Raw genomic sequence first — 16,817 nt, forward strand, 5'->3', positions numbered from 1 at the left:
TTAGACTAAGAGGTTTGTATGGATATTACCGAATTATTAGCATTTAGTGTCGAAAATAATGCTTCAGATTTACATTTATCAGCGGGAAATCCCCCGTCTATTCGCGTCGATGGTGATGTGCGAAAGTTAAATATACCAGCATTTGACGAAAAAGATGTTAACGCTTTGGTCTATGATATTATGAATGATAGACAACGCAAAGAATATGAAGAAAATTTAGAGGTCGATTTTTCTTTTGAAGTGCCAAATCTAGCGCGTTTCAGGGTCAATGCCTTTAATCAAAATCGTGGCCCTGCCGCGGTATTTCGTACTATCCCGAGCAAAATACTCTCCTTGGATGATTTAGGTTGTCCTGATATTTTCCGAGATATAGCCGATCTTCCTCGTGGTTTAGTCTTGGTTACTGGGCCTACCGGCTCAGGTAAATCAACAACGCTGGCCGCGATGGTTGATTATATAAATAAAAATAAGCACGATCATATCTTAACTATTGAAGACCCGATTGAATTTGTGCATCAAAGCCAGTCATGCTTGATTAACCAACGCGAAGTTCATCGCGATACCTTAAGTTTTAGCGCCGCATTACGCTCGGCATTACGTGAAGACCCTGACGTTATTTTGGTGGGTGAAATGCGTGATTTAGAAACCATACGTTTAGCGATGACCGCAGCTGAAACTGGCCATTTAGTTTTTGGCACCTTACATACAACTTCAGCGCCAAAAACGATTGACCGTATTATTGATGTATTTCCGGGCGAAGAAAAAGCTATGGTGCGTTCCATGCTTTCTGAGTCATTGCGAGCGGTAATCTCACAAACCTTGGTTAAAAAAGTGGGTGGCGGCCGTGTTGCTTCGCACGAAATTATGATGGGTGTGCCGGCAATTCGTAATCTTATTCGTGAAGATAAAATTGCACAAATGTATTCAGCTATCCAAACGGGTATGTCTCATGGCATGCAAACGATGGATCAATGTTTACAAAACTTGGTCAACCGCGGCATGATAACTAGACAAGATGCTATGGACACAGCGTACGATAAAAACCAATTTAATGGTTACTAGTCTTGCTGGTGTGAAATAAAGCGAAAGGTAATTAAATGAATTTTCATGATTTATTACAGAAAATGGTGCAGCACGAAGCATCAGATATGTTTGTTACGGCTAAATTGCCCGTTAGTGCAAAAATTAATGGTGAACTTATCGCTATTGATGAGCAAGTTTTGTCGGCGACTGAGGCTTTAGGCTTAGTGCATGACGCTATGTCAGAAAAACAAAAAATTGAGTTTGAAGCAAGCAAAGAATGTAACTTTGCGATTTCGATAGACGGCATTGGCAGATTTCGTGTGTCGGCATTTTGGCAGCGAGATATGGCAGGTATGGTTGTTCGCCGTATTGTTACCGAAATACCCGAAGCGGATGATTTGGGTTTACCCTCAGTACTAAAAGATGTGGTGATGTCAAAGCGCGGTTTATTGTTATTTGTTGGCGGTACGGGTACCGGTAAGTCAACGTCAATGGCCGCGTTAATTGGCTATCGTAACAAAAACTCTCGTGGCCATATCCTGACGATAGAAGACCCCGTTGAGTTTGTTCATGAGCACGGTAAATGTATGGTAACGCAACGTGAAGTTGGTTTAGACACTGAGAGCTTTGATGCCGCCTTAAAAAGTTCTTTGCGCCAAGCCCCTGATGTTATACTTATTGGCGAAATTCGTAGCCAAGAAACCATGGAGCATGCCTTGAGCTTTGCAGAAACGGGTCACTTATGTATTGCGACCTTGCATGCTAACAATGCAAACCAAGCTATTGATCGTATTATGCATTTAGTACCCGCAGATCAACATGGCAAACTACTGTTTGATCTTGCATTAAATTTACGCGGTATTGTCGCGCAACAATTAATTCCAACACGTGATGGTAATAGCCGAGTGGCAGCGATTGAAATATTACTTAACTCACCGTATATCGCTGAGCTAATTAAAAAAGGTGATATCGGTAGTATTAAAGAAGTTATGGAAAAATCTACTGATCAAGGTATGCAAACATTTGACCAAGCATTATTTCATTTGTATCAACAAGGACTTATTAATTACGCTGACGCTTTGCATCATGCTGACTCACCTAATGATTTACGCTTAATGATCAAATTGCGTAGCAATGATCAAGGAGGAACGGGTTCATTGTCGGGTGTAACGATTGATGGTTTAGCGCCGAAAGAGCAATGATAACTATCGGATAAGTCGCCCGTTCTAAACATAAAAGCATGCCTATATCGGCATGCTTTTATGTTTAGAAAGAGTGGTGATTTTTTAAACGCTATAATAAAATAAAATAAAATATAATAAAGTAAAATAAAGTTTAGATGCAAAATAAAAGGATCAGCCAATGTTATTTACAATACGTGTGTTAATGCTTGTTTTAGCCTTCACTACAGTTAATTTCGCCATAGCGGGGACTGATGAATTTATGGCGGGGCCAGTGATTAAAAACTATGGCAAGCATGCCAAGGTTCAGCAGGATTTTAATTTTGATAAAAACAGTGTCTTTAAAGTCGCTTTTGACATCAGTGAGCAAGGAAAAATAGGCGAGGTTAATCGAAAGATCGAGACTCTGGCGCGTTTTATTAACATGCATGTGGCAAATGGTATGCCGGCAAAGAATATTCATTTAGCTTTGGTGGTACATGGTAAAGCGGGTTTTGATTTACTAAAAGGGCTGTTGTACCAAGAAAAGTTTCAGCAAAAAAATGCGAATAGCGCACTGTTGCAAGACTTGATGAAAAACCAAGTAAGGGTTTATTTATGTGGTCAATCGGCCGCTTATTACGAGATTAGCAATGACATGTTAGCACCAGGGGTTGAAATGGCCTTGTCTGCAATGACCGCTCATGCGGTATTACAAAGCAAAGGTTATAAGGTTAATCCATTCTAAGGCTTTCAATAAGGCTTTTATAGTCTGTTATAAAGTCTTTATAAAGGAAAGAGACTCGACAAACCCCATATCCATAAGGGGATAGAAACGATAGACATTAAGGTGGTAATCACTACTATTCCGGCTATAGTCTCTTGATGTTTTGCGTGTTGTTTGGCAATTAAATAAGCATTTACGCCCGTTGGACTTGCACTTAAAATCACTAACGTCATGGTGGTGAGCGCCGAAAACTGAAATATAAAATGACTGGTTAATAGGATTAAAGTCGGTAACAGTACTAGCTTTAGTAGACTGGCAGTAACAATAAATTTAACTTCATTGCGAATTTTATAAAAGGCTAGCGAAGCGCCGAGTAAAAAAAGTGCTAAGGTAATAGCAGGTTTACCTAACAATAACAGACTGTTGTTAACAATTACGGGTAACTTTATCGTCATTAAATTAACGATAAAACCACCGGTAATAGCAATGAGTAATGGGTTGTAAAAGGTCTGCTTGAGAAATATCCACCCATTAAACTGTTTAATATTAACCGCCAACACACTGGTAATGCCAATTAGCAGTGCACTGTGTAAACTGATCACTAAAAATATTGTTGGCAATACCTGCTCACCTAGTACCATTAAAGCGATAGGCATGCCAACAATAACATTATTTGAATAACCTGCGCCGAAAGCGTAAACAGCGGATGCAGGAAGATCACGTTTTAAATGCTGATGAAAATAGTAATTTATCGCCCAAGCCAGGCCATAAACTAACAATAACGGTAAATAAAAGGCACTATAAATATTCAAATTTATTGTGCTCATATCCGCATTGGCCAACTGTTGAAATAAAAATGCCGGAATAGCGATATTAAAGGTAAATTTACTTAGGGCATCGACTTGGGCTTTGTTAAACCAGTTACTTTTAGCCAGTATAAAACCGAGCAAGCCGACCATAATTAATGGACTAATAAGGGTGAAAATAGCCATTAAACGCTTATGACTCTAACGACAAAGTAAAACTCGCTAAACAAGTACTTGTTAATACTCATCAGGCTAGATTGTAATCACGGTTAATCGGCTTAATATTGATTTTCAAAATAACTTTCTATAATTAATTTTGCTGATGCGGCGTCGATATTATCTTTTTTAAGATTACGGTAACCGCCTTCAGCAAACAGTGCTTCTTTGGCAGTGGCGGTGGTTAGGCGTTCATCTTGAAATTCAACTTTGACGCCAAATCTTCCGGATACTCGGTTACCGAACTTTTTCGCATCATGGGTCAAGGGTTGCTCGCTGCCATCCATATTGAGTGGCAAACCCACCACAACAAAGTCAGGTTGCCATTCCTGCATAAATTTGGTCATTTTGTCCCAATCAGGAATACCATCACGCGCTTTTACTGAACCCAAAGGGGAAGCTAAACCGGTTATTTCTTGACCGACAGCAACCCCAATATATTTTTTGCCAAAATCAAAGCCAAGTATTGTTCGTTCGCCAATGGCGGTTTTACTCGCCATTATGCATGTCCTACTTCACTGGATAAATGAGCCATATCAATACCCAATTTATCAGTGGCTTTTTTCCACCTTTGCTCAATAGGGGTATTAAATATAATATCGCCATCAGCGGGGGTGAGTAGCCAAGAGTTAGCCTTAATTTCTTCCTCTAATTGGCCCGGTCCCCAGCCTGCATAGCCTAAGGTCACCATATATTTTTCAGGTGCTTGTGCTGTACCCAGGGCCAATAAAATATCTTTTGAGGTCGTGATCATTACTTCATCAGTTAAGGCTAAAGAACTATTCCAGCCCGTTTGTGTGCTGTGTAAAACAAAGCCTCGGTCTTGTGAAACGGGGCCACCGGTTAAGACTTGTTGGTCTAATTCGGGTGCTGCAATTTTATCTTGATCTATTTGGGTTAATAATTCGTTCAAGGTGACATTGATAGGAAGGTTTATGATCAAACCCATTGCCCCTTCAGCATTATGCTCACAGATATAAGTCACTGTTTTATTAAAATAAGAGTCGTCTAAACTGGGCATAGCAATCAAAAGTTGATTTTCAAAACTATCCATAAATATACCTTAATAATCAGAGAGAAATACGCTAAAGGTCACTTTGCCTTTAGCAATCTTATTGCGATTGGTATTAACTAGCGTTTTCTGATGTTTTGCTCAATAGCATCCATGAGTTTACCGCTAATATTTATTGGGTATGCTGCTTCAATTTCGCGAATACAGGTTGGACTTGTTACATTGATTTCAGTGACTTTGTTGCCAATAACGTCTAAACCAACAAAAAATAAGCCACGTTTTTTCAGTTCTGGTGCAATAGTTTCAGCAATAAATTTGTCGCTAGCACTTAATGGACGCGCTTCACCACGACCACCAGCGGCTAAATTACCGCGGGTTTCTCCTTGTGCAGGAATGCGGGCTAAACAGTAAGGCATAGGTTCACCATTAACGATTAATATGCGTTTATCACCGTCAACGATTTCTGGTAGGTACTCTTGTACCATAGCATACTGTGTTGAATGTGCTGTTAATGTTTCAAGAATTACGCCAACATTGGGATCATTCTCACCAATACGAAATATAGATGAACCACCCATACCGTCTAAGGGTTTGATGATAATATCTTTGTTTTCTTTATGAAATTCTCTAATTTTTTGATTATTACGTGTAACTAATGTTTTTGGTGTTAACTCGGGAAACCAAGCGGTAAATAATTTTTCGTTACAATCACGTAAACTTTGTGGCTTATTAACAATCAAAGTGCCGGCAACTTCTGCGCGTTCTAACATGTAGGTGGCATAAATAAACTCAGTGTCAAACGGCGGATCTTTTCGCATTAATACCGCATCTAAGTCAGCTACATTGATGTCTTCTCGTTCATCTAATTCATACCAATGCTCAGTGTCGTCAAATACTTTCACTTTGGCTGCTGTTGCTCGACAAACGCCTTGCTCTAAATAGAGATCTTGCATTTCCATATAATAAATTTCATAACCACGGGCTTGCGCTTCAAGCATCATCGCCATTGAAGAATCTTTTTTTACCTTGACCTGTGCAATAGGGTCCATAACAACGCCAATTTTTATGCTCATGTGTTTTCCTAAAGGTTATATGTTGATAAATGCCATGGCATTATTTATATGCTGCAAGCGATTAAATTCTGTTAGCTGGTCTTTCTGCTAGTTGCTCTATGGTGCACGAAACTTAACACTGAGTTAATTTAAATCACCGTAACGACATTGTAATGCCGTTATTGCGGTCAGGGCTGCGGTTTCTGTTCTTAGTACCCGCGGCCCGAGTAAAACATCGTGAAAGCCTGCTGTATTGGCACGAGCAATTTCATCATCACTTAAACCACCTTCTGGCCCAATTAACAGGCGAACCCGTTGGTTTTCGATTGGCAAACTCATAATAGAGTGCTGGGCTTTAGGATGTAAATTTAGCTTTAATGCTGAACTGTCTTGTTGTAACCATTCATCCAAATAAATGGGTAGGGCAACAATAGGGACAGTGCAACGACCACTTTGCTCACAAGCGCTGATCACTATTTTTTGCCATTGCTGGTGTTTTTTCTCTAAACGCTCGCCGCTAAGCTTTACATTGCAACGTTCACTAAAAATAGGCGTAATGGTATTAACACCTAACTCTACCGATTTTTGCAGAGTAAAGTCCATGCGTTCACCGCGTGAAACACCTTGTGCTAAATGAATATTGAGTGGCGACTCGTTTTCAACAATTTTTTTAGTAATAATCTCTACATCAGCAGACTTTTTATTTACATTACAAAGTCTTGCTTGATACTCAAAATAACCTTCTTGCTCTGCGATGCCATTAAATAGTGTAATGTCATCACCGTCTTTAAGTCGTAATACGCGCACAATATGGCCAAAAGCGTCAGCATTTAATACTTGTGTTTGACCTATTTCAAATGCTTGTGCTTGGTAAATACGAGGGTTACGCATATAAGGTTATCCATGTTTATTGTCGCAGCTATAGATGAGTGATATTACAGTAGCCGTTCAGGTTAAAGTTAATAGCGATTAAAGACCAAAGCTTCGTTGCTAGAAATTATGAGTAATAATTATTTCTAATATAGCCTGTTAATAAGGGCAACTCATCGTAAATTCAATTGTTTATATTAAAAAAATGATATTATTTTTTGTTAGCACTTGTTCGAAATAAAGCAGAAAAACTCGCAGGCTATTAAAACACTTGAAATTGAGATGCTGCTGTTCTTGATTGAATTTTTATTAAGATAAGTCACTTGCCGGACGATTTATTATTTGTACCTATCTTATTATATAACCCGTGTTATTTTTCTCTCTTTGCCTGAGTATATCACTGTAATCATTGAGGTTGGTGAAGTACCGTCTAAATAAGTGGCAGCGGATGATGATATTTCGCCAATAGTGACAAGCAATAGCATATTAGGAGTATTTTTATACGTTATGGCTGATAAGCCTATTGCAAATAAAAGCATGAAAATTCAAGCATGAAAATAAAAAAACCGCTCAATGAGCGGTTTTTTTTAAACAGAAGCTTTAATCAAAGTGTGTATTAAATACCAGCTGACAAGCGCAGTGCTTCAGCTTTATCTGTTTTTTCCCAGCTAAATGCGGTGAAGGTATCATCGCCAACGGTCATTTCAAATGGTTCGCGACCAAAGTGACCATAAGCCGCCGTTTGCTTATACATAGGGTGTAGCAAGTCTAACATTTTAGTTATACCGTAAGGACGTAAGTCAAAGTGTTCACGTACTATTTCAACCAAACGCTCTTCAGACACTTTACCGGTACCAAAAGTATCAATCGAGATTGAGGTCGGCTCAGCAACACCAATAGCGTACGATATTTGAATTTCACAACGCTCAGCTAAACCTGCTGCGACAATGTTTTTGGCAACATAGCGACCAGCATAAGCCGCACTGCGATCGACTTTTGATGGATCTTTACCCGAGAAAGCACCACCGCCATGACGAGCCATACCGCCATAAGTATCAACAATAATTTTACGACCAGTTAAACCACAATCGCCGACAGGACCACCAATAACAAAGCGACCTGTTGGGTTGATATGATATTTAGTGTCTTTGGTTAATAACTCGGCAGGTAAAACATGTTTAATAATGTTTTCCATTACGGCACTGTGCAAGTCTTCTTGTTTAATATCTGGGTTATGCTGAGTTGACAACACAACGGTATCAATAGCTACAGGCTTGTTATCTTTATAAATAAAGGTTACTTGGCTTTTTGCATCAGGACGTAACCAAGGTAAAATTCCTGATTTACGTGCTTCAGCCTGACGCTCAACTAAACGGTGTGAATAATATAATGGCGCAGGCATCAGGGTTTCGGTTTCATTGGTCGCATAACCAAACATTAAACCTTGATCACCGGCACCTTGGTCTTCTGGATTTTCTCGGTCAACACCTTGGGCAATTTCGGGTGATTGTTGGCCTATTAAGTTCATAATGCCACATGTTGCGCCATCAAAACCAACATCTGAAGAGGTGTAGCCAATCTCAGAAATAACGTCACGGGTAATTTGTTCTAAATCTACCCAAGCAGAGGTTGAAACCTCACCTGAAATAATAGCAACACCCGTTTTTACCATAGTTTCACAAGCAACGCGTGCATTTTTATCTTTGGCAATAATAGCATCTAAAACCGCATCAGAAATTTGATCGGCAATTTTATCTGGATGTCCTTCTGACACTGACTCAGAAGTAAAAAGGTGTGTAGACATAAAACCTCGGTAAAAATTAACTGAAAAACAATAATCGTCTTTAATAACGATATTCTAACTGTTTAGTTAAGCTTTTTCTAGATTTATTTACGCCTAGATGGCTAAACGTCTTTAAGACGGAAAAGTTTCAATATAAATTCTGTAGCCATTTATTGACAAAAATTAAGTTTTAGCGAGATGTAACCTGAAGTTAAGCTATTAAGGATACATATTTAAGCGCAGTGGCCGTTGTAAAATGTGACTAAAAAGCGCTTGTTGTTTTAGGCAATACTTCGAACTGTAAAAGGTCGTTGTGCCTATATTATTCAGAGGATTAATGAGCTGATGTAAGGATAATTGCCGTTTTAATTGCTCAGTCACCGGCTGTGCTGTTTCCATAATGACTACGCTGTCGCCACATATTTCGTTAATCAAGTTTTTGATTAACGGGTAATGTGTACAACCTAATACGATAGTATCTACCCCTTTTTCGAGTAAAGGTTGTAAATAGCTCAACAGCATTAATTTGCACTCAGGCGAGTTTTTCTTGTCTTGTTCAATAAGTTCTACCAAGCCGGGACAAGGCTGAATAGTAACATCACTGTTATGACTATATTGCGCCACTAAGGCTAAAAAACGCTGATTTTCAGCCGTAGCTTTAGTGACTAATATGGCTATTTTTTTGTTTTTACTAATACGGGTTGCCGGCTTTATGGCGGGTTCAACACCAATAACTGGAATTGAAATATTTTTCCGTAGCTGATCTATAGCATTAACTGTGGCGGTATTGCAGGCAACAACAATAGCTTTGGCGTTACGGGCAATAAACCACTGGGCAATTTCATTAACCCGTTGTTGAATAAATTCAGTAGATTTTTCACCGTAGGGTGCATATAGGGTATCAGCGACATAGAGCAAATTTTCATGAGGTAATTGTTGTTCAATGCACTGCGTGATAGACAAACCGCCAACGCCGGAATCAAATATACCAATAGGATCGGCATTAGCCGTTTGGCGTTTACTTTTTAGGATTGAAGTAGCTGCTTTTATATCAGCTTGGTTTTGCATGGGCATTAATTAAGCACAGCTTAAGTTTGGTGTAGTTAGTTGGGCCAAGTATATTATCAACAAGCAAATGAGATCTATACATATTTTGAGATAGGTATTGATTGCCAAGCTGCCGCCGTTGAGATGAGTCCTGAAGACAGGGGATTTAGGAGCGTTTAAAGACCAGTTTTTAGCTGTCAGTAAGTTAAAAAATTTTCAGCGTGGTTTTGCCGTGCTTTTACTCATGTAGTTCTCCTGCTTATCTCCTTGTGAATTATTGTATTATTTTTTGTTTTTTTACAGGGAGGAAACAATGAGAAGGGAAGGAGGGCTAATTAGCACAGCGATCTTAAGACAAATTGAACGTTACGATAAGATTTAGCTAAATAAAACTATTGAAAGTTTAGGGATTAACTATGAATGTGCGGGTTAATTTTTTAATGCGATTATTTTTGCTTTTCTAGGAGTGCGCAAAAATATTGTTGATATTTTAGGATGAGTTACAGAATTAGAAAGTAGAGGAAGGTGACTTCCAAGGTGCCGCAGTTTACATTTGTCCTGAACACCGGGTGTTCAGGGCGGACGTATCATGCTAACCGTAGGCTTCCCGATACGAGCCGGGCTTGCACAATAGTTAATAATCAACATCCTTAGGTAAAACTTATCGGCTCAGGGACATAGTTCACAACAAACACCCCAGAAGTCAAAAACATTATAGCGAATAATCTCAGCCAAATTAAGTCTTTTATTACTTGTAAGACCTGTTAGCTTAATGCTTGAACAAATTGAAGTTTCTTTAAACGAAAAGAGTATATTTAAAAATAGGTTAAACGATGAATAAGTGTATTAGGCAGATTTAGTGCGGTTTACTGCTTGTGCAATAGTGGTTTGTAGCAGTTCAATTTTGCTTTGCATTTTTTCGCGTTCTTGCTCTTGTTCATTTCGTGCTTGGATTAAATCATGGGCAAGGTTTAATGACATCATCACCAGCGACTGCTCAACAGTTTTTGTTGAGAATTTTTTCTTGGCGTCTTGTTCTAAACGTTTGTTTATTTCACTCGCCGCCTGCAACAACGCAGACTCATTTCCAGCTGGACAAGCGACTTTTAGTCGTTTGTTGGCAACATTTATGGTGACTGTGTGTTGGCTCATTGCGTGTATATTCTCAATGCATAATATTAGTTTATTGAGCTCTAAGCTCAAAAAATTGCGCTACTCGCTTGTAATACCAAGAAAAATACTGATAACTAAACTTAGTGCGCCATAAGATGAAACTATAACGGTGAGCGTTACACTATGCAAGTGATCTCTATGGTTTTTTCTGGAATCAAGGCTATGCCAATGTTAAGATAGCTAGCAATATCCCCCTGATTGAATTTATATTTTTATGTCTGATAACACCGCTTTAGATTTTTCCGCCGCACAAGCGATATTAACCAGTGAAGGTATTGAGGCACATGCTGCTGAAATTCACGGTGTGCTAACAGGTTTGATTTCTGCAGGCTTTGAATTTGAAAGTAATGATTATATCGCTATGGTTAATGACATGCTTAATAATGCTGAAGGTTTACCGGTAGCCATTAAAAGCTTAGTTAAAGACATTTATAGTGATATTTGGCAAAAAATCCTTGATGACTCCTACGGCTTCCAATTAATGCTACCTGATGATGACGACTCAATTATTGAACGTGGACACGCACTAGGTAAGTGGGTGCAAGGCTTCAACTTAGGCTTTGGTTTACAACAAACAAAAAATGCCGCTTTGTCTGAAGATGTTAAAGAAGTATTGGTCGACTTTGGCGAAATTGCTAACTTGTCAGACGAAATGGAAGAAAATGAAGCGACCGAGCAAGCGTATTTTGAAATTGCTGAATATGTTAGAATCTCTGCACTACTGTGTTTTACTGAATTAGGTGCGCCACCTGCGCAACAAGACACAAGCGCGACCTTGCACTAGCGCTTCGCGGTTAAATTTCTTTAGTAATAAAACGCTTAACGCTGACCTTTTAACGCTGAAATTTTAATACTAATAACTTAAAAATCAGCTTAAAACACTCAAGGTTGAAAACCTAACTGTCAAAATTTAATTATAAAAAATAAGCTGGTATCCATGATCAAAAACACCTTATTGCCCGTTGCTGAATTTTGTCAGCGTAGAAATGATTTTATGGCGCAAATGCCGGTAAATAGCATTGCATTAATTTCTGCTGGTCAGGAAGTTACCCGCAGTAATGACACCGAATATCCATTTTGCCAAAATAAGCACTTTTATTATCTTACCGGTTTTAATGAACCCGATGCCATTTTAGCCCTAATTAAAGGTGATGACGCAAGGTCAGCAGAAAGTGTTTTATTTTCTCGTGAAAAAGATCCTCAGCAAGAAATTTGGCATGGCCGACGTGTTGGTCAAGTGCAAGCGGTTGACGTTTATCAGTTTAATAAGTGTTTTAGCTTAGCAGAAATTGATGAGCAATTATTGGCGTTAATGGCAGGTAAAACCGCCGTATTAATTTGCCAGCATGAACAAAAGGCATTCCAGCAACAAGTACTTTCATGGTTAGCCGAGATTAAAAAGGCAGCTCGCACGGGCGTTAAAGCACCAACGACCTTAATTGATTGCAGTGCCTTACTAGATGAAATGCGCTTACATAAATCAAATGCTGAACTTGATATTATGCGCCAGGTTAATGTCATCAGTGGCGGCGCTCATCAAAGAGCAATGCAACAAACTAAAGCCGGTAAGTTTGAATATCAAATAGAAGCAGAGTTATTGCACGAATTTGCCACTAATGGTGCGCGTTACCCGGCTTATGGCTCGATTGTGGCTGGCGGCGATAACGCCAATATTTTACATTACACTGACAATGATGACGTGCTAAACGACGGCGACTTATTACTTATTGATGCCGGTGGTGAATTAGCGGGTTATGCTGCTGACATTACACGCACATTTCCGATTAATGGTAAATTTACTGCGGCACAACAAGTGATTTATCAATTAGTGCTAGATAGCCAAAACCTTGCCATTGCCGCGATAAAGCCAGAACAAAACCTTGCTGAATTAAACCGCATAGTGTGTGATTTTCTGACCAGAGGTTTGTATGATTTAGGCATTCTCAAAGGCAATTTAAACATATTATTAGTTCAACGAGCCTGCAAAAAATACTTTATTCATGGCCTTGGACACTGGTTAGGCCTTGATGTTCATGATGTGGGTGATTACCATGCGAGTCAACAGCGAGAGCAATTACGCCCTTTTGTCGCCGGTATGGTGATGACTATCGAGCCGGGTATTTATATTCCAAAAAATGATCAAACTGTGGACGAAAAATGGCGTGGTATTGGCGTACGTATTGAAGACAATGTGCTAGTAACCCAAACAGGTTATGAAAACCTAACGGTCAATGCACCAAAAACCATTGCTGAAATTGAAGCTTTGATGGCTTAGTTTTTAGGGAGTCAATCAATGTTGACTTGCCGGTGATTTAAGCCTTAAAGCTGGCTTGCTGCTCCAAGTGCATAGGCAGGAAAATAATCAGCTACCTACAACTTTGCGGGCTTGTGAATGTGAATAACATAAATGTGAAAAACAATGCAAAAATTTGATCTATTAATTGTCGGTGGCGGTACGGTGGGTTTAACACTGGCACTTGCTATTCGCCAACAAAGTCAGTTAAGTGTCGCTATTGTTGATAACGCACCTATTGAAGCGTTAAGCGTTGAACCTGAGGTGCGTGTTAGTGCTATTAATGCCGCCAGCCAGCAAATATTTAGCCACCTTAATGTTTGGCAAGACATTATCGCGCAACGTGCCCAGCCTTATTACGATATGCACATTTGGGACAAGGCCGGTTATGGACAGCTAAACTTTGCTTTAAAAGATGTTAGCCGCTCAGCTTTGGGTAATGGCCCAGAGCAATTAGGTTTTATTATTGAAAATAAAGCCATTCGTAACGCCTTGTGGCAAAAAGCGGCGCAAGACAGCGGTATTGAGTTTTTTACTGACAGTAAACTCCAACAATTAAATCCTAGCGATAACGAAGTTTTTGCTACCTTCGAACATAACAGCCATACCAACAGCCAACCTATGCCGATAGTGGCGAAATTGGTGGTTGGTGCTGACGGGGCAAACTCTTTTGTACGTCAACAAATGAACGTGCCATTAACCTTTCGAGATTACGATCACCACGCGATTGTCGCTACAGTTAAATGTCAACAAGGCCATCAAAGCACGGCTTGGCAAGTATTTTTAGATACCGGCCCATTAGCACTATTACCTTTATATCAAGCTGACTTATGTTCCATTGTTTGGTCAACAAGCCCTGAAGAGGCGATTCGATTAACTGCCTTGTCAGCCGAAGACTTTGGCAAAGAACTTACCGCCGCTAGCGACGGTAAGTTAGGGCAAGTATCGCTAGTAGGTCAGCGATTTACCTACCCGTTAACTATGCGTTTTGCTCAAGAGTTTGTTAAAGGCAGAATGGTATTGGTGGGTGATGCGGCACATACTATTCACCCGTTAGCTGGGCAGGGTGCTAACTTAGGCTTGCTTGATGCTGCCGCTTTGTCACAAACCATTAGCGAGCAACTTCGCAAAGTACAAGCTAAAGGCACGCTTGATGATAACGCATGGTATAGCAACAAATCTTTACAACAATTTGCCCGCTGGCGTAAAAGTGAAGCAGTAGAAATGATTGCCTCGATGGAAGCTATAAAACAAGCCTTTACACCTCAGCAAAGCGCGATTAAATTACTTCGTGGCTTGGGTATGTCGTTACTCAATAATATTAAACCGGCAAAAGCGTTAATGATTAATCAAGCCTTGGGTTTCAAAGATGATTTACCCAAATTAGCTACCGCACTTTCACAGCAAGTGCCGCAAAAATTATCAGAACAAGTCTCACCACAAGTTTCACAAAAAATTCTACAACAATCATCGCACTCACCAAAACCAGTGTCACAACAAGTGCCACAACAAAAAAATAACTCATAGCGTCACACTTACCGCGTTATTTTGTTGACTACTTAGTCAACAAAAGCGTTTTTTTGCTCAGTCAGCCAATAACAAATGGGTAGGTTGAATAAAATAGTACTTTTATTCTTTTCAGCAATATAAAATTTAAGTTTGCTACAAGCTAAATTTTCATACGCTCAAGGAATTATATTTTCAAAAGAGGTCGTTTTGAAAATATAATTTTAAATAGTTTCTTTAGTCGGTTTTAAATTTCAAATATGCTTTCTTATCTGTTGAATCAACAGTTACTCAGGGCTATAATCCTTAGCACTTTTTGTAAATCTTCCGTCTTTATCCTAGGTTTAATCGTGATGCTTATTTTAAGCACTGACAAACTTAGATAAAACAACTAACGTGAGTGAAACGTACGATGACAAATAAAACAGTATTACATGCTAAGCACTTAGAAGCTGGCGCTAAAATGGTTGATTTTTATGGTTGGGAAATGCCGATCAACTACGGTTCTCAAATTGAAGAACATCATGCGGTGCGCAAAGACGCTGGTATGTTCGATGTTTCACACATGACTATTGTTGATGTTCAAGGTGTTGATGCACAGGCATTTTTACGCCGCTTAGTGATTAACGACGTAGCTAAGTTAGATGTTATGGGTAAAGCACTTTACACAGGCATGTGTAACCTTGAAGGTGGCGTTATTGATGACTTAATCGTTTATTTTTTCAGTAACACCGATTACCGCTTAGTCGTTAACTCAGCGACTCGCGTAAAAGACTTAGCTTGGATCAACGAGCAAGCATCAGCATTTGACGTAGCAATCACTGAACGTCCAGAATTTGCCATGATCGCCGTGCAAGGCCCACAAGCTAAAGCTAAAGTAGCCACTCTATTAGACGCTGAGCAAACGGCTGCTGTTGAAGGCATGAAGCCATTTTTCTCGGCACAAGCCGGCGACTTATTTATTGCCACAACTGGTTACACCGGTGAAAACGGTTATGAAATAGCCTTACCTGCTGACCAAGCTGCCAACCTATGGCAACAATTGCTTGATGTTGGTGTTAAACCTTGCGGCTTAGGTGCTCGCGATACTTTACGTTTAGAAGCCGGTATGAACCTTTATGGTTTAGACATGGACGAAAGCGTTTCGCCATTAGCCGCCAATATGGCCTGGACTATTAGCTGGGAACCTGAAGATCGTAACTTTAATGGTCGTGAAGTATTAGCGGCGCAACGTGCTGCAGGCGACCAACCTAAACTCGTTGGTTTAGTGCTTGAAGAAAAAGGCGTATTACGCAGTGGCCTTAAAGTGATCACTGAAGCAGGCGAAGGCGTTATTACCTCAGGTACTTTTTCTCCAACTTTAGGTTACAGTATCGCAATGGCTCGTTTACCACGTAGTGTAGCGCTAGGTAGCACAGTAGAAGTTGAAATGCGTAAAAAGCTAGTTAAGGTTAAAGTCATTAAGCCAAGCTTTGTGCGTAATGGCAAAAAAGTTCTTTAACTACTTAAGGCTAGGTCAACGCTCATTAATGAGCCGTAAAACCTAGTTAAAAAATGCTAAAAATTTAAGCTATAGTATGGGATGATTAGCGCAGGCAAGCTTCATACTATAGTCGTTAGTACCAATTAGTTAATCTGCTTGGTATATCCAATTTAAAAATAAAGATTAGGACAAAATCAATGAGCAACATTCCTTCAGAATTAAAATATGTAACATCACACGAATGGGTACGCAACGATGGCAACGGTGTTGTTACTGTTGGTATTACTGAGCACGCACAAGACCTTTTAGGTGACATGGTATTTGTTGAGTTACCTGAAGTGGGCGACACAGTGAGTGCCGGCGACGATGTTGCTGTAGCAGAATCGGTAAAAGCTGCATCAGACATTTATGCACCAATGAGCGGTGAAGTAATTGAAGTGAATGAAAATCTTGAAGACTCACCTGAGTTAGTTAACTCAGAGGCCTTCGTTGGCGGTTGGTTATTTAAATTAAAAATTGCAGATGAAAGTGAGTTCGACAACTTACTTGATGCTGAAGGTTATGCAAACTCAATCGACGAAGATTAAATTTTAGGCACATTATGCTGCGACACACCTTGTTTCTGTTATTTTTTGTGATCATTTAGTCTACTAAACTCGTAAAACT

At 39.6% G+C, this 16,817-nt stretch carries 16 protein-coding genes and 1 other RNA gene; 8 read left to right on the plus strand and 9 right to left on the minus strand.

Annotation, left to right across the window (positions count from 1 at the left end; translation table 11 throughout):
• Positions 1 to 18 precede the first annotated feature (18 nt).
• The 3 genes from H4J61_RS11260 to H4J61_RS11270 all read left to right on the plus strand — a co-directional run bounded on the left by H4J61_RS11260 (position 19) and on the right by H4J61_RS11270 (position 2,931).
• Complete coding sequence (locus tag H4J61_RS11260) at positions 19 to 1,062, plus strand: type IV pilus twitching motility protein PilT (RefSeq protein WP_182138068.1); 1,044 nt, start codon at positions 19 to 21, stop codon at positions 1,060 to 1,062.
• A gap of 35 nt (positions 1,063 to 1,097) precedes the next feature.
• Positions 1,098 to 2,225 carry a PilT/PilU family type 4a pilus ATPase gene (locus H4J61_RS11265; protein ID WP_182138069.1) on the plus strand — a complete coding sequence of 376 codons (1,128 nt, stop codon included), beginning with the start codon at positions 1,098 to 1,100 and terminating at the stop codon, positions 2,223 to 2,225.
• A gap of 160 nt (positions 2,226 to 2,385) precedes the next feature.
• Entirely contained in the window at positions 2,386 to 2,931 is a 546-nt protein-coding gene (locus H4J61_RS11270) for a DsrE family protein (protein ID WP_259363263.1), read from the plus strand.
• A gap of 38 nt (positions 2,932 to 2,969) precedes the next feature.
• Here the strand turns inward: H4J61_RS11270 and H4J61_RS11275 are convergent, their stop codons facing one another.
• The 9 genes from H4J61_RS11275 to H4J61_RS11315 form a co-directional block, all read right to left on the minus strand.
• Complete coding sequence (locus H4J61_RS11275; protein WP_182138070.1) at positions 2,970 to 3,902, minus strand: AEC family transporter; 933 nt, start codon at positions 3,900 to 3,902, stop codon at positions 2,970 to 2,972.
• 92 nt (positions 3,903 to 3,994) lie between these two features.
• Positions 3,995 to 4,432, minus strand: coding sequence for a Holliday junction resolvase RuvX (gene ruvX / locus H4J61_RS11280; protein ID WP_182185091.1), 438 nt, complete (start codon positions 4,430 to 4,432; stop codon positions 3,995 to 3,997).
• Complete coding sequence (locus tag H4J61_RS11285) at positions 4,432 to 4,986, minus strand: YqgE/AlgH family protein (RefSeq protein WP_182185092.1); 555 nt, start codon at positions 4,984 to 4,986, stop codon at positions 4,432 to 4,434. Before H4J61_RS11285 ends, ruvX begins: the two co-directional genes overlap by 1 nt.
• Positions 4,987 to 5,063: 77 nt before the next feature.
• Positions 5,064 to 6,017 carry a glutathione synthase gene (gene gshB / locus H4J61_RS11290; protein ID WP_182138073.1) on the minus strand — a complete coding sequence of 318 codons (954 nt, stop codon included), beginning with the start codon at positions 6,015 to 6,017 and terminating at the stop codon, positions 5,064 to 5,066.
• 123 nt (positions 6,018 to 6,140) lie between these two features.
• A complete protein-coding gene (rsmE, locus tag H4J61_RS11295; protein WP_182185093.1) occupies positions 6,141 to 6,887 on the minus strand; it encodes a 16S rRNA (uracil(1498)-N(3))-methyltransferase in 747 nt (248 codons plus the stop codon).
• A gap of 595 nt (positions 6,888 to 7,482) precedes the next feature.
• Positions 7,483 to 8,670, minus strand: coding sequence for a methionine adenosyltransferase (metK, locus tag H4J61_RS11300; RefSeq protein ID WP_182138075.1), 1,188 nt, complete (start codon positions 8,668 to 8,670; stop codon positions 7,483 to 7,485).
• Between the two features lie 198 nt (positions 8,671 to 8,868).
• Positions 8,869 to 9,723 (minus strand): glutamate racemase, encoded by an 855-nt coding sequence (murI, locus tag H4J61_RS11305; protein WP_259363264.1) that lies wholly within the window; start codon positions 9,721 to 9,723, stop codon positions 8,869 to 8,871.
• A gap of 498 nt (positions 9,724 to 10,221) precedes the next feature.
• Positions 10,222 to 10,402, minus strand: a non-coding RNA gene (ssrS, locus tag H4J61_RS11310) — 6S RNA.
• Between the two features lie 140 nt (positions 10,403 to 10,542).
• Positions 10,543 to 10,848: a cell division protein ZapA gene (locus H4J61_RS11315; protein ID WP_182138076.1), complete on the minus strand. Its 306-nt coding sequence runs from the start codon at positions 10,846 to 10,848 to the stop codon at positions 10,543 to 10,545.
• A gap of 235 nt (positions 10,849 to 11,083) precedes the next feature.
• On the opposite strand from H4J61_RS11315, the gene H4J61_RS11320 reads away from it, so the two are divergent.
• The 5 genes from H4J61_RS11320 to gcvH all read left to right on the plus strand — a co-directional run bounded on the left by H4J61_RS11320 (position 11,084) and on the right by gcvH (position 16,738).
• Positions 11,084 to 11,653, plus strand: a complete 570-nt coding sequence (locus H4J61_RS11320) for a UPF0149 family protein (RefSeq protein ID WP_182138077.1) — start codon at positions 11,084 to 11,086, stop codon at positions 11,651 to 11,653.
• Between the two features lie 153 nt (positions 11,654 to 11,806).
• Positions 11,807 to 13,144, plus strand: coding sequence for a Xaa-Pro aminopeptidase (gene pepP / locus H4J61_RS11325; RefSeq protein WP_182185094.1), 1,338 nt, complete (start codon positions 11,807 to 11,809; stop codon positions 13,142 to 13,144).
• 144 nt (positions 13,145 to 13,288) lie between these two features.
• The gene (locus H4J61_RS11330; RefSeq protein WP_182185095.1) at positions 13,289 to 14,689 is read left to right on the plus strand and encodes a UbiH/UbiF/VisC/COQ6 family ubiquinone biosynthesis hydroxylase; all 1,401 of its coding nucleotides are present in this window, start codon (positions 13,289 to 13,291) and stop codon (positions 14,687 to 14,689) included.
• A gap of 391 nt (positions 14,690 to 15,080) precedes the next feature.
• Entirely contained in the window at positions 15,081 to 16,169 is a 1,089-nt protein-coding gene (gcvT, locus tag H4J61_RS11335) for a glycine cleavage system aminomethyltransferase GcvT (RefSeq protein WP_182185096.1), read from the plus strand.
• A gap of 179 nt (positions 16,170 to 16,348) precedes the next feature.
• Positions 16,349 to 16,738 (plus strand): glycine cleavage system protein GcvH, encoded by a 390-nt coding sequence (gene gcvH / locus H4J61_RS11340; protein WP_182138081.1) that lies wholly within the window; start codon positions 16,349 to 16,351, stop codon positions 16,736 to 16,738.
• Positions 16,739 to 16,817: the final 79 nt, after the last annotated feature.

This window comes from Colwellia sp. MB3u-4, assembly GCF_014077065.1.
Lineage (GTDB): Bacteria > Pseudomonadota > Gammaproteobacteria > Enterobacterales > Alteromonadaceae > Cognaticolwellia.

Coding starts and splice junctions, on each gene's coding strand:
- H4J61_RS11285 (WP_182185092.1), bottom strand. CDS start 4,986: ATGGATAGTTTTGAAAATCAACTTTTGATTGCTATGCCCAGTTTAGAC.
- H4J61_RS11330 (WP_182185095.1), top strand. CDS start 13,289: ATGCAAAAATTTGATCTATTAATTGTCGGTGGCGGTACGGTGGGTTTA.
- metK (WP_182138075.1), bottom strand. CDS start 8,670: ATGTCTACACACCTTTTTACTTCTGAGTCAGTGTCAGAAGGACATCCA.
- murI (WP_259363264.1), bottom strand. CDS start 9,723: ATGCCCATGCAAAACCAAGCTGATATAAAAGCAGCTACTTCAATCCTA.
- H4J61_RS11260 (WP_182138068.1), top strand. CDS start 19: ATGGATATTACCGAATTATTAGCATTTAGTGTCGAAAATAATGCTTCA.
- ruvX (WP_182185091.1), bottom strand. CDS start 4,432: ATGGCGAGTAAAACCGCCATTGGCGAACGAACAATACTTGGCTTTGAT.
- rsmE (WP_182185093.1), bottom strand. CDS start 6,887: ATGCGTAACCCTCGTATTTACCAAGCACAAGCATTTGAAATAGGTCAA.
- gcvT (WP_182185096.1), top strand. CDS start 15,081: ATGACAAATAAAACAGTATTACATGCTAAGCACTTAGAAGCTGGCGCT.
- pepP (WP_182185094.1), top strand. CDS start 11,807: ATGATCAAAAACACCTTATTGCCCGTTGCTGAATTTTGTCAGCGTAGA.
- gcvH (WP_182138081.1), top strand. CDS start 16,349: ATGAGCAACATTCCTTCAGAATTAAAATATGTAACATCACACGAATGG.
- H4J61_RS11275 (WP_182138070.1), bottom strand. CDS start 3,902: ATGGCTATTTTCACCCTTATTAGTCCATTAATTATGGTCGGCTTGCTC.
- H4J61_RS11265 (WP_182138069.1), top strand. CDS start 1,098: ATGAATTTTCATGATTTATTACAGAAAATGGTGCAGCACGAAGCATCA.
- H4J61_RS11315 (WP_182138076.1), bottom strand. CDS start 10,848: ATGAGCCAACACACAGTCACCATAAATGTTGCCAACAAACGACTAAAA.
- H4J61_RS11320 (WP_182138077.1), top strand. CDS start 11,084: ATGTCTGATAACACCGCTTTAGATTTTTCCGCCGCACAAGCGATATTA.
- gshB (WP_182138073.1), bottom strand. CDS start 6,017: ATGAGCATAAAAATTGGCGTTGTTATGGACCCTATTGCACAGGTCAAG.
- H4J61_RS11270 (WP_259363263.1), top strand. CDS start 2,386: ATGTTATTTACAATACGTGTGTTAATGCTTGTTTTAGCCTTCACTACA.